We start from the raw sequence: 12152 nt of genomic DNA, 5'->3' as shown, positions 1-12152 counted from the left end.
TATTTTTAAGGCTTTTTGAAGTATTGTTTTTTGCTCTTGTGTCAGATAATTTTTTGCTGGCATATTTCCTATTATTGGGTTATTTATTAATTTTTATTATACCAATTTAAATGCCGAACAGCTTAGTGACAGCTGTAGATGGATTAGATGGCTATAACAAACTAAACAGCCGTTACTTTGATGCCGTAATATCTGATGTGGAAATGCCAAATCTAGACTGATTTTCCCTAACTGCCATAATTCGTCAGCATCAATAGTATAACGAATTACCAATAATTTTGGTAACATCTTTGGCTTCCGATGAACATAATAAAAAAGGGATGGAAGCGGGGGCTAATGCCTATATAACAAAAGGAAAATTTAATCAAGATTTTCTCATCGAAACGTTGCAAATACTTGTGTGATAGTTAATATACAAGGTTAATATTTAAGTTTAAATTGTGAAGCTTTAAGGTTAAATTGGTAATTAAAAATGAAAAATTTAAAATTATTAAATAATCAATGACTATTCGAGTTTTATTAGTTGAAGATTCACCGATTGCTCTAGTAGTACTGAAAAGGATTCTGAATTCATCAGAGCAAATTGAAGTGGTGGGAGAAGCTGGAACTGGTTTAGAAGCTTTGAACTTAATTCCCAAAGTTCAACCAGATGTCATTTGTACAGACCTCCATATGCCCCAGATGAATGGTCTGGAGTTGACATCTGAAGTTATGGCGCTCTATCCTAGACCGATTCTGGTGATTAGTGTTTCGGTGCAGCAAGAGGATACTGATCAGATTTTTCAGCTTTTAGATGCAGGAGCAGTGGATATTTTTCCTAAGCCGTCGGCAGGAATGACAACGGATAATCAGTTGCTCCAGCAGGAGTTGATCAATAAGATTAAAATTCTGTCTGGGGTCAAGGTCAAACAGGTTTTACCAATTGGTGCGATCGCACCAAGGCTGCGGGAGTTGTGCTTATTGAAACTTGAAAATTGAAAATAACACTTCTCTCACCCCTTGCCGATTCAATATAGTTGACTTTAAATAATTTCAATCTCATCCAGGCTCGCGATCGCTAGATCAGCTCCCTCTAAATGGGAAGCTTCTGGCTTGCCCCAGCAAATACCAATGCAACCCGCTGCACCAGCACGCTTTGCCATCTCAATATCACCGGCTGAATCTCCTACCATTAGGGCGGAAGCAGGTTTTACCTCTAAAGATTGGCACCCTTGTAGGAACAACCTGGGATCAGGCTTACTGATTTCAGAATCCACACCCTGCTGTAATTGGATATAGGGGTCTAGCTGGTGTCGATGGACAAAGGCTTGTACGCCAGCCGTAGAGTCTGCCGATAGAATACCCAGCTTTAAACCAGCTTCCGAGAGGAATTTAAGGACTTCGAGGCTACCGGCAAACATTGGGGAAGTTCCAGCCGCATTTTGCAAGTACTTCTCGGCTTCAACAAAGGCACTCCCAGCGATTTCCAATGACTCTAGCCAACCCCGACCAGTCTCAGCAATATAAGCCGCAGCAGCAATTTCATTTTCCCGACGACTACCCACTGCCATTAACCCGGTAGGGTCAAGGGTGTCATCTTGGACACCAAAGGCCATCAGGAGGGGTTCTCCAATACCAGGAATTTGGGCATCGATTAAACGCGATCGCTTATAGGCTAGTTCTCTTAAATAAACTTGTGAATCCTCTAAGGTACCGTCTTTATCAAATATGACTGCTTCAATATTGGGGAAAGTCACCTTCCCACAACGAATGGTTACCAAGGGTTTATGCCGCTGTTTATTGTAATCAACTTCATTCTACTAGCTAGTTGATCAAGATTCGCACCTGCCAAGTTCTTTGCTCTTGTTCCGGAACACAGCCATAAACACAAATTAGCCATTAGCCTCAGCTAACGGCTAATTCTTGTTACCGCACCTGGTTGTTACTCGTCGATGGCAGCTGCTACAAACTCTCCCTCTGGCACTGGGTCTTCTTGAGGCTCTTGGGACTCTTGGGGCTCTTGGATCTGTTGAGGCTCTTGAGGCTCTTGAGGCTCTTGAACCTGTTGAGGCTCTTGAGGCTCTTGGGGCTCTTGAACCTGTTGAGGCTCTTGAGGCTCTTGGGGCTCTTGGACTTGTTGAGGCTCTTGGGGCTCTTGGGACTCTTGGGGCTCTTGGGTTTCAACCGCTTCTGGAGTCATACTTTCTGGAGTTATACCTTGCTTTTGTGCTAGCATCTTCTCCCGGTACTTCTGAGCCATTTCTTCTGCCTTCTCGAATACCACTTCCCGGTTGTTAATCATATCTCCCGGTTCTGGCTCTAACTGCTTTGTTGACAGAGAAATCCGACCTCGGTCAGCATCCAAGTCAATGATCATCACTTTCAGTTCATCATTGACATTAAACACACTATGAGGCGTATCGATATGATCATGGGAAATTTCGGAAATGTGCAGCAATCCGCTGACCCCGCCAATATCAATGAATGCACCGTAAGGTTTGATTCCTCGTACTGAGCCAATCACCACCTCTCCGACTTCTAGGCGGTTCATCTTGCGCTCAACTAGCGCACGACGGTGGGATAGTACCAGACGATTACGGTCTTCATCTACCTCCAGAAATTTTAGGGGCAGTTCTTGGGCCACCAAATCTTCCTTGGCTGCCCGAGTGCTAATATGAGAACCAGGAATAAAACCGCGCAACCCTTCAATACGTACCAACGCTCCACCACGGTTAGTGGCGAATACCAGAGAACGCACCGTAGCATCCTCTGCTTGTAGTTGGCGCACTCGCTCCCAGGCTCGCATATACTCAATGCGACGGATAGAGAGAGTCAACTGTCCATCTTCATTTTCATCGGTCAGGATGAAAAATTCCCGTGTTTCGTTGGATTGTAAAACCTCATCAGGATTATCAACTCGATTTATTGACATTTCCTGAATCGGAATATAGGCGGCGGTTTTCGCACCAATGTCAATCAGAGCGCCCCTCGGCTCTAGACTGAATACCGTACCCGGAACTATATCCCCTGGGCTAAAATGATAATCATACTTATCCAGAAGGGCAGCAAAATCTTCGTGAGTGAATCCTATATCTGTAGTTTTTGTTTTCTGACTGAGCATGTGCGTTGTTTGTCCTAGTTTGATTTGGTTTTAATGACTATGCCTCCTGTTGATGTACAAGCACGTCAGCATTGTGCTGCTTACACCGACATTGCGTTGTCCTACTTGTGACATCTCCCACACCTGTTGGGGATCGGGGGTAGGTGTGGGCTTCTCGCCAACCCCAGCTATCGCCATTTCCTTACGAAAACCGATCCGCATTCGGGTACTCGACAAGCTTTACTATTGACGGGATGCCCCACCGCCAAGTTTCTGATTTTATCTGATTTTAATTGCTCTATTCCAATCAGGCTTTTGGTCCACTGTCAATAACCAAGGGCATTTTCGGCTTTGGTTATCAAATAGACATAAATTCACCCCAATTTATGTCCATTATAATTTATTAGACAAAACCTGAACTGAGCTTTCCGTCGAAAAATACCCCACTCCCTTCGCCCAAAGGACGACGCTTGCGCGTTTGGTAGAGGCTAGTGGGCTAATCTCGAACTGATCAGCTCATTTAATAAGATTTAATTAAGACCAGACATCCTATTATAACCTAATCGAGATTTTGTTATTAGTATCTTTACCGAACTTTCCAGGCTATTGTGGTATGTCCTATATCCCCCCATGGGGGATGTTAGCCTAATAAATGCCAGGGGTACATTCTGCACCCAAGACAAAGCAGGGATACCCCAGGAATAGACGTTTAGCCAGTAGGAATACCAAGTGGTTGCCACTCCAGAAAAATCTCAATCAGTAAAACCTTCCCCAACCCATGGTCACGAACGAGTTGCGGTTTTACTCATGGGTTATGGAGAAGTCGAAAGCTACGAAGACTTCGCCAACTACAACGAACAAGCCTTAAACTTGCTTACCGCCAAATTTGCCCCAGTCCCCAACTGGATCTATCCACCCTTAGCCAAAATTTTGGCAATGTTTGACTTCCACGAGTGGGGGCACCAGCATGACAACTTTATTTCACCCCACAACAATATTTTTGAACAGCAACGGGCAGGTATTGAAAAACACCTGCAAGCTAAATGGGGCGATCAGGTCAAGGTATTCAAAGCCTTTAACTTCTGCGCTCCCTTTCTGCCAGAACAAGTCCTCTGTGAAATTAAGGAGCAAGGGTTCCAAAAACTGCTGATCTATCCCCTGCTAGTGGTGGATTCCATCTTTACTAGCGGCATTGCGGTGGAACAGGTCAATAAAGCCCTAGGGAAATTAGAGGATGGAGATCAACACTGGGTTCAGGGATTGCGTTACATCCCGTCTTTCTATAACGAACCAGAGTACATTAATCTAACTGCTCGATTGGTGGAAGAGAAAATTACTACCGATTTAGCTCAAGCCTATCTCCCCTCCCAAATTGGCATTGTCCTGATGAACCATGGCTGTCCCCACGAAGCTAAAGGATTTGTGTCTGGGATTGACGAAAGTCAGGCATTGTATGAGGCAGTAAGGGAAAAGTTGATGTATAAGTATCCCCTAATCTCTGTGGGCTGGCTTAACCACCAAACTCCCTTAATTAAGTGGACTCAGCCTCACGCGGAGTTAGCAGCCCAGAACCTGATTAACTTAGGGGCTAAGGCGATTGTGTTTATGCCTATTGGCTTTGCCACAGAGAATCACGAAACCCTCTTAGATGTGCATCACATTGTCCACGGTCTAAAACGTCGTAACTCAGAGGTTACCTACCTAGAGATGCCCTGTGTTAATGATCATCCAGAATTCTTAGAGATGGCAGCGGAGTGGGCTAATCCTCAAATTGAGGTACTTGTATCAGAAAATGCTCTATCTATCAATCCCCAGTTGGCAGCTGTGCAGGCATCACAGCACCATCATCACCATCACCACTGATTCACCAGAGCATTTTATTAGGTTGCTTGATACATAGCACCTTCTTGCACCTCCTCCGTTCTCCTCCCGCTGTTCTCCCTCTTCTCCTGTTCTAGGAAAGATGTCACAGAATAGAACTGTAGGCTGGGAATCAATGAAACTTCTCCAATCATAGGAAAGCCTAGTTGATCCCAGCCCCATCAAGTGCCGAGTGACAGGATAACAGGATAACAGGATAACAGGATAACAATTATGGATAATAACGACTGGCTCAAGCAGTTATTGTTGGTTGGGGTTGGCACAACCTCAATGGTTGCCGAAAAACTGCGAGAGGTAAGTGATGAATGGGTCAAAGATGGTAAAATAAACTCCGACCAAGCCACCGCTTTTGTGGATGATCTGATGAATCAGATCAAGTCAGAGCAGGGTAACTTTGAGAGCAACATGGAACGGCAGTTGCGCAATATGTTGCAGGATTTAGGGGTTCCTCGCCAATCAGAAATGGATGAATTGCGAGGTCGTATTGACCGTCTGGAGCGTCAGGTGCGGGATTTAGAAAATAAGCTCTGGCGTTGATAATCAATTAGGAGGACAGACTTTGAAACAAATTCTGATCAGCATAGGCGTTATAGTAGCCTTTGGGTTGCTTTTGGTTGTGGCTCAAGTAGGTATGGGTAAAAAATCTACCACTGCTGGAGAAATTACCAACACTCAGCCGGAAGTAGTGACAACAGCTAACAGTGCTAACCCAGATGTTAATGATAAACGAGATATAGCTATGGATTCTAGTTCAGAAAGCGAAACCAATACTGAGGCTGAGACGGTTACAACACCGTCGGGCTTGAAGTACATCGACGTGGTTGAGGGTGAGGGAGCAATGCCTGAGAAGGGACAGACGGTAGTGGTTCACTACACTGGTACCCTGGAGGATGGTAGTAAGTTTGATAGTTCTCGCGATCGCAATCGTCCTTTTTCCTTCAAAATCGGTGTAGGACAGGTTATTAAAGGCTGGGATGAAGGGGTTGGTTCTATGAAGGTTGGTGGTCGTCGTGAGCTGATCATTCCCCCAGAATTAGGTTATGGTACCCGTGGTGCCGGTGGGGTGATTCCGCCTAATGCTACGCTGAATTTTGATGTGGAATTGTTGAAAATTAACTAGTAAATTAGCAATAAATTAGCTAATTCAGCGATGAACTGAATACTTGCTCCCAGTTGGTGAATTCTCGCTGATTGGGAGTTTTAGTAAACAGAATAACACTAGAAATAGCATCGCCTTTTTGTTACAAAATATTAATAAAACCTGGGTACAAAACTAAAGTTCAGAACTCAATCATTCGATTAAATAGTATTTGATTAAATCTATGTCCTGTAAATAACGTTAGATAAAATAAAGTTAATTTTTGACCTATAATAATTCCAAAATAACCCTCAGTGTAAGCATTCAGCCGTGAGCTTTGGCTCACGCTACGCGAACAGCGGTCAGCAGTCAGCTTTTCATAACTCAGATTAAACTTTTGCTTACTTGTTTGATTCAAAAGTTCCGTAGCTTCCTAATCGCCCATAAGCACATCAAGTAGCACCTCAATTAGCGCATTAGCTGATGGCTGATGGCTGATAGCTGAATGCTTACGCCTCAGTTGTGGTAGGTTACACTCTTTGATTTGCCATATTCAGGAACTTGGTTAACCCAGGTTTAAAGATAAGTTTCACCGTTCCTGTCGGACCATTACGATTTTTAACAATGATGACTTCTGCCGTATCTCCATCGGGTGAATCTGGATTATAATAGGAATCTCTATAAAGCATCATGATTAAATCCGAGTCCTGCTCAATGGAACCCGATTCTCTCAAATCCGACATCATTGGTCGTTTGTTGGTGCGAGACTCCACAGCTCGACTTAACTGAGACAGAGCAACCACTGGGACTTTCAGTTCCCGAGCTAATCCTTTGAGAGAGCGAGTAATCCGAGACAACTCCTGAACTCGATTTTCACTACCACTGCCTTCCATTAACTGTAAGTAATCGATTAAAATTAATCCCAACTGGCTCCCTTGGGCTGCTTGAAGACGACGAGCATGCGATCGCATTTGCATCACAGTCTGGTTAGCGGTATCATCAATATAAATAGGCAACTCTGATAACACACCGATTGCTTCGCTCAAGGGTGCCCACTGATTTTGAGCAATGCGCCCAGCTCTCAAAAAGTTACTGTCAATTTTCGCTTCACTAGCTAACAACCGCTGCACTAGTTGTTCTCTTGACATTTCCAAGCTAAAAATCGCCACTGGCATTTTTTCAGCTACGTTACGAGCAATTCCTAACGCTAAGCTAGTTTTTCCCATGGATGGTCTACCAGCAATGATAATTAAGTCAGACGGACTTAACCCCCCAATTTGGGCATCCAAATCATAGAAGTCTGATGGAATACCAGGCAAATCAATACCCTGATTCCGATTTTCTATATCTTGGAAGGTCTGGACTAGGGTTTCAGAAATCGCGATTAGACCTTGCTGAGGACGCAATTGGGTGAGGCTGAAAATTTTCTGTTCCGCTTGGTCAAGGACTGTTTCCAATTCCAAGGATGTCTCATAACCCAACTTAAAAATCTCGTTACCGGCTTCGATTAGCTGACGGCGCAGATACTTGTCCATCACTAACTTAGCGAACCTGTCAATATTGACCGCTGAAACCGTTTGTTCAACTAGCTGAGCTAACTTAGCTTGACCCCCAACTTTCTCTAATAAGTCATTGTCATAAAGCCAGGTAGTAACACTCATCAAATCCGTCGGTTTACCCTGGCTATAAAGTAATAAAGCAGCTTCGTAAATGGTTTGGTTAATCCGGACGTAGAAAGCTTTTGAATTCAGGAAATCAGCAATTCGACCCATGGCTTCCGGGTCTAATAAAATGCCTCCGATAATAGACTCTTCGGCATCAATATTTTGGGGTGGTATAGAGTTCCCAAACGCTGAAAAATCTTGTTTTTGAGTCATAGAAGTCTCATTTGCTACATCCAAGCCCCCTAAATCCCCCAATTTTGGGGGACTTCTACCAGCAAATTGATTCTTGTTCCCCCCAGAATTGGGGGGCTAGGGGGGCAAAATTCAGTATCAAAAAACTTGGGAGATATCCTCTAACAATCAGCTGTTTCCATTAATTCATCCCTTTAACTAATCAGCATCCTTCCATCCTTCAATGGTTGCCACCAAAATGTTAACTAGTGGATGGTCGATGGCTTCCTTAAATGCCTCAGTTCCGCCTGATTTTAGGGCACCAACTACCCGTGATTTTAGCGTTGGGTTATTTTCAATACGGTCAGCAACTTCCATTACTACAGTCATCTTTTCGGCAGTGGTTGTAGTTGGGTAGGCTTGTGATAGTTGTTCCAGGAGTTGCTGTATTTCTGCGGCTGCTTCTGTTAAGGTTTGCTTTTTCTGAGATTGATAAATATTTTGATTACCGGTGAACGTACCAGAGTTGTCTCCTGTTAAGCTACCTACAGCACCAAAGTTATTACCGCTAATTTCTACTTTTTTGGAGGGATTTGCTTCAGACATAGACTTGCTCTCAGCATTAGCTACACTTTTAATATATATCAAGGGTTTGCCTCTGGCTGTAAAAATCCAAGTAATTATTATGCCAAAAGTAAAAACTAAAGGTTGAGGAAGTGAATCAAATTTTGAAAATGGTTCAAAAAATATTCGGAAATTATGAAAAGGTGGTGAGATGTAAGAAAACCTTATGTCTCTTTCTAGATTATTGACAGACCAGGTGATTGTTTGACTATTATCGTATGGTTCGCCATATTCAATATTTATGCTGTCTTTTGCTTTAAGAAATGACCCTACGGGAAAATCAACTAATTCTATTAGTGATTTTGGGCAAATACCCAGGCAAATTACTTCTACATCTTCTTCTTTAGGAAAGTTTTGTTGAGTTATTGTTTCATTTAAGTCTTCATGAAAACTTGAGTTCAAACCAAAGCCAAAGAATGAAATATATACTTCCTTTACCCCCCAACCTTTATTGTCGCTTTCGATTTTTCTATTTAATAGAAGTTCTTTGTTGTTTTTTCCTATCATTAATCTCCCAGTTATATTTGTTTCATGATATCCTTTTATCTCTTGTATTGATGAGTTTATTATTTGTTGTTGTAATTCTTCAGGATTTGTACATTTAACAATTTTAGATGTATAATTTATACCGTTGTTTTTAAAGTGTGTTGAACTTCTATTGGGGAATTTTTTAGAAACCGAGATGCACCCATTATTATCCTGGTTAAATATGTCTGTATCAGGTTGTTCGTGAGGCATAAATTCTCGCAATTATTCTTCTATTTCAAAAATATTTAATTCATTTTTATTTTTTGGATTAACTGTTAATTTATAATAAAATATATTACTTCTATCATGATAAAATAATATATTTATAATATTCAGAAATTCAAACCATATCTTATTTACGGAAGTCTTATTTACGGAAGATGGACGGTCGTCAACTATGTCGGATTGTAAAATAAGATAAATAATAGAGTTCTTACTTTTTGAGTAACTTAATAACACATTTATTAACAATAATAATGGAATTATTTTTATTAAATTTATTGCATATTTACTACTATAGGGTAAATATCTTATAACATGTTTAGATAAATAAGCTAAAAAAAAACCTAAACCTAACACACCAGCGGTCAAATAGTTAATAAAGAGTGTTCCTAGCACTATATATATAACTAACAAGTAAAATAATATAATCAAAACCGCTCTGGCTTTAACAATAAATTTAATTTTTAACATCTTCATTGCTTTTTATCCCTTGGCTTGTATTATTATGTTACGCAAAACCTGAGGGCATGGGCTGTGGGAAAATAGAGGGTACTTCGGCGTTACCCCAACCTTTACAGTCAGGGCAAGGGTTTCAAGCCTTGTCCAGCCTTTGACCTAATTCTCTTACCCTGACTAGATTACAGACGATTTTAGGGGAAGTTCCCCACAGGAATATCCCCTCATAAACAGCGATCCAGTCCCTACTCCCTATCTCCCTACTCCCTACTCCCTACTCCCTACTCCCTTTTCCCTTAGCGATAGATAGTATGAAAAAAAATACCAACAGAGGAAAACTATGGCAACAGGGATGCTCGTTAACGGACAATGGACTAACGAAGTCTATCAGCAAGACCCCCAAGGGCGATTCATGCGTAATCCCACCAAATTCCGTAATTGGATTCGTGCTGATGGCTCCACAGACTATAAACCAGCCTCTGGACGCTACCATCTCTATGTTTCCTATGCTTGTCCCTGGGCGCACCGCACTCTGATTATGCGAACCTTAAAGGGATTGGAGGAAGCGATTACCCTGTCTATTGTTGACCCATTGATGGATAAAGATGGATGGGAATTTTCCGATGGGCCTGGTTGTATCCCTGATACAGTAAATGGTGCTCGCTATCTGCGGGAAGTTTATATAAAAGCTGACCCTAACTGTACCGGACGGGTAACGGTTCCAGTACTTTGGGATAAGGAAACTGGCACGATTGTTAATAATGAATCCCGTGAAATTATTCGGATGTTTGACATAGAGTTCGACGGGATTGCTCAGTCGGATATCAGCTTTTATCCGGAGAATTTACGAGAAGAGATTGATAAAACCATTGATGCCATTTACCAACCTATTAATAATGGTGTTTATCGAGCAGGATTCGCTACTACTCAGCAAGCTTATGAAGAAGGAGTAACTGACCTCTTTGATGCCCTTGACTATTGGGAAGGGGTGTTAGGTAAACAGCGTTATCTCTGTGGCGATCGCATTACAGAAGCCGATTGGTGTATGTTTACCACTCTGCTACGCTTTGATTCAGTTTACTATTTCCATTTCAAATGTAATTGGCAACGAATTCTGGATTATCCCAATTTGTGGAATTATCTCAAAGACCTTTATCATCAGCCAGGGGTAAAGGAAACCTGTAATATTGACCACATTAAGCAGCATTATTATAGGAGTCATCCCTTTATTAATCCCTCTGGTATTGTTCCAAAAGGACCACAAATTAGTTTTAGTGATTAAGGCTATCAGCCATAAGCTATCAGCCATAAGCTATCAGCTATCAGCTATTAGCGATCAGTTATCAGCTATCAGTTATCAGCTATCAGCCATCAGCTATCAGCTATTGGCTATCAGCTATCAGCCATCAGCTATCAGCTATCAGCTATCAGTTATCAGCCAAAGGTCTGTGGCCAAGCTACACTGAACACCTTTTGAATAAAATAAGCTGACGGCTGACGGCTGACGGCTGACGGCTGACGGCTGACCGCTGACGGCTGACGGCTGACCGCTGACCACTGACCACTGACCACTGACCGCTGACCGCTGATAGCTTACGTGTTAACTTATTCTTGATTCAAAAATGGAGACTTAGATTTGATTTTAAATACGGAATCTGAAAACTCACCAATAGAATCAGGGACAGATACAATTTCCGGTTCGGTGCGTTTTCCAAACATCAAGGTAGCCTTACTAGTCGAGGGAGAGAAAAGAATCTGTGTGATTTTGCTATAATCCCACCGTTTCTGATCATAGAGAGCAAGCACTTTCGTAAGATTATCTAAGGTCATCTCCTCCTTATTCTCGAACATAAACTCAACAGGACGATTAAAGACTTTGTCCAAAAACTTGCCGTAAAACTCATCAATATAGAGGTTTCGAGTTTGTGTCATCATCAGTACCTTACGCAATTCCTGACTTAACTCATAGGCTCCGTCTTTGGTGCAAATCACCTGCTCATTGATAGCAACCGATTTCCGAGACCGATTTTTGCGACAGGGATTATTGTTAGAAGACTGTACCACTCGTCCAGAGTTGAGGTCGTCCCCAAGTTGATCAAACTCATCAACCACTCCGCGTGTGCCTTGGATTATACGCCTGCCTTCACGAATGGTATTGGTTACTTCTTGGACATCTCGACGGATTTGGCGGAGCTCATCGAATAATCCAGCAATCTTGAAGGTGCGAACATTGCTATTGTCATGCTTCCCAGGTACTATTCCGGCTGTTGCGGGAAGCACTTGCCACATCACGGACGCTGACAACAGGTAAGCTGAACCTTGGAAAATGAATTTGTGAACCATGACTATGGAATCCTGACTTAAAGTGGTCCACTATCTTTTTCTTTTAGCAAAATGAAAATCCGGAAACTTATCAACAATTTTTCCGGATCTGGTTAACTTCCCCTTG

Annotated in this window: 12 protein-coding genes and 2 pseudogenes; 7 read left to right on the top strand and 7 right to left on the bottom strand. The window is 42.3% G+C overall.

Annotated elements, in window-relative coordinates; all coding sequences use genetic code 11:
• Window positions 1–122 precede the first annotated feature (122 nt).
• Together F6K37_RS01725 and F6K37_RS01720 are read left to right on the top strand one after the other, a co-directional pair.
• A pseudogene (locus tag F6K37_RS01725) lies at window positions 123–404 on the top strand (response regulator); the annotation flags it as partial.
• 97 nt (window positions 405–501) lie between these two features.
• Window positions 502–906 (top strand): annotated as a pseudogene (locus F6K37_RS01720) (response regulator); the annotation flags it as partial.
• 116 nt (window positions 907–1022) lie between these two features.
• On the opposite strand, the gene F6K37_RS01715 reads toward F6K37_RS01720, so the two are convergent.
• A complete protein-coding gene (locus tag F6K37_RS01715; protein ID WP_044492317.1) occupies window positions 1023–1760 on the bottom strand; it encodes an HAD family hydrolase in 738 nt (245 codons plus the stop codon).
• A gap of 161 nt (window positions 1761–1921) precedes the next feature.
• Window positions 1922–3100, bottom strand: coding sequence for a 30S ribosomal protein S1 (locus F6K37_RS01710; protein ID WP_008180027.1), 1179 nt, complete (start codon window positions 3098–3100; stop codon window positions 1922–1924).
• 708 nt (window positions 3101–3808) lie between these two features.
• Here F6K37_RS01710 and F6K37_RS01705 point away from each other — a divergent pair.
• The 3 genes from F6K37_RS01705 (at window position 3809) to F6K37_RS01695 (ending at window position 6080) form a co-directional block, all read left to right on the top strand.
• Window positions 3809–4942, top strand: coding sequence for a ferrochelatase (locus F6K37_RS01705; RefSeq protein WP_044492316.1), 1134 nt, complete (start codon window positions 3809–3811; stop codon window positions 4940–4942).
• A 231-nt stretch (window positions 4943–5173) separates the two neighbouring features.
• Window positions 5174–5497, top strand: coding sequence for a phasin family protein (locus tag F6K37_RS01700; RefSeq protein ID WP_008180024.1), 324 nt, complete (start codon window positions 5174–5176; stop codon window positions 5495–5497).
• Window positions 5498–5519: 22 nt separating this feature from the next.
• On the top strand, window positions 5520–6080 hold the full coding sequence (locus F6K37_RS01695) for an FKBP-type peptidyl-prolyl cis-trans isomerase (protein ID WP_008180023.1): 561 nt from the start codon (window positions 5520–5522) through the stop codon (window positions 6078–6080).
• 488 nt (window positions 6081–6568) lie between these two features.
• Here F6K37_RS01695 and dnaB read toward each other — a convergent pair whose 3' ends face one another.
• From dnaB to F6K37_RS01680, 3 genes are all read right to left on the bottom strand, one after another.
• The gene (gene dnaB / locus F6K37_RS01690; protein ID WP_008180022.1) at window positions 6569–7915 is read right to left on the bottom strand and encodes a replicative DNA helicase; all 1347 of its coding nucleotides are present in this window, start codon (window positions 7913–7915) and stop codon (window positions 6569–6571) included.
• Window positions 7916–8092: 177 nt separating this feature from the next.
• On the bottom strand, window positions 8093–9235 hold the full coding sequence (locus F6K37_RS01685; protein WP_287247752.1) for a hypothetical protein: 1143 nt from the start codon (window positions 9233–9235) through the stop codon (window positions 8093–8095).
• 12 nt (window positions 9236–9247) lie between these two features.
• Window positions 9248–9724 (bottom strand): hypothetical protein, encoded by a 477-nt coding sequence (locus F6K37_RS01680; protein ID WP_287247750.1) that lies wholly within the window; start codon window positions 9722–9724, stop codon window positions 9248–9250.
• A gap of 319 nt (window positions 9725–10043) precedes the next feature.
• Between F6K37_RS01680 and F6K37_RS01675 the strand changes: the two genes are divergently transcribed.
• Window positions 10044–10985: a glutathione S-transferase family protein gene (locus F6K37_RS01675; RefSeq protein ID WP_287247748.1), complete on the top strand. Its 942-nt coding sequence runs from the start codon at window positions 10044–10046 to the stop codon at window positions 10983–10985.
• Window positions 10978–11169, top strand: coding sequence for a hypothetical protein (locus F6K37_RS01670; protein ID WP_008186919.1), 192 nt, complete (start codon window positions 10978–10980; stop codon window positions 11167–11169). The genes F6K37_RS01675 and F6K37_RS01670 overlap by 8 nt, the downstream gene beginning before the upstream one ends.
• Here the strand turns inward: F6K37_RS01670 and F6K37_RS01665 are convergent.
• Together F6K37_RS01665 and F6K37_RS01660 are read right to left on the bottom strand one after the other, a co-directional pair.
• Entirely contained in the window at window positions 11138–11275 is a 138-nt protein-coding gene (locus F6K37_RS01665; RefSeq protein ID WP_165691867.1) for a hypothetical protein, read from the bottom strand. The two genes, F6K37_RS01670 and F6K37_RS01665, sit on opposite strands and share 32 nt — an antisense overlap.
• Window positions 11276–11308: 33 nt before the next feature.
• On the bottom strand, window positions 11309–12046 hold the full coding sequence (locus F6K37_RS01660) for a hypothetical protein (RefSeq protein WP_287247744.1): 738 nt from the start codon (window positions 12044–12046) through the stop codon (window positions 11309–11311).
• Window positions 12047–12152 lie beyond the last annotated feature (106 nt).

It is taken from the genome of Moorena sp. SIO4E2 (assembly GCF_010671945.1).
Taxonomy (GTDB): Bacteria; Cyanobacteriota; Cyanobacteriia; order Cyanobacteriales; family Coleofasciculaceae; genus Moorena; species Moorena producens.
This window is presented reverse-complemented; position numbering and strand designations above follow the sequence as displayed.

Coding starts and splice junctions, on each gene's coding strand:
- F6K37_RS01685 (WP_287247752.1), bottom strand. CDS start 9,235: ATGCCTCACGAACAACCTGATACAGACATATTTAACCAGGATAATAAT.
- F6K37_RS01710 (WP_008180027.1), bottom strand. CDS start 3,100: ATGCTCAGTCAGAAAACAAAAACTACAGATATAGGATTCACTCACGAA.
- F6K37_RS01680 (WP_287247750.1), bottom strand. CDS start 9,724: ATGAAGATGTTAAAAATTAAATTTATTGTTAAAGCCAGAGCGGTTTTG.
- F6K37_RS01700 (WP_008180024.1), top strand. CDS start 5,174: ATGGATAATAACGACTGGCTCAAGCAGTTATTGTTGGTTGGGGTTGGC.
- F6K37_RS01675 (WP_287247748.1), top strand. CDS start 10,044: ATGGCAACAGGGATGCTCGTTAACGGACAATGGACTAACGAAGTCTAT.
- F6K37_RS01660 (WP_287247744.1), bottom strand. CDS start 12,046: ATGGTTCACAAATTCATTTTCCAAGGTTCAGCTTACCTGTTGTCAGCG.
- dnaB (WP_008180022.1), bottom strand. CDS start 7,915: ATGACTCAAAAACAAGATTTTTCAGCGTTTGGGAACTCTATACCACCC.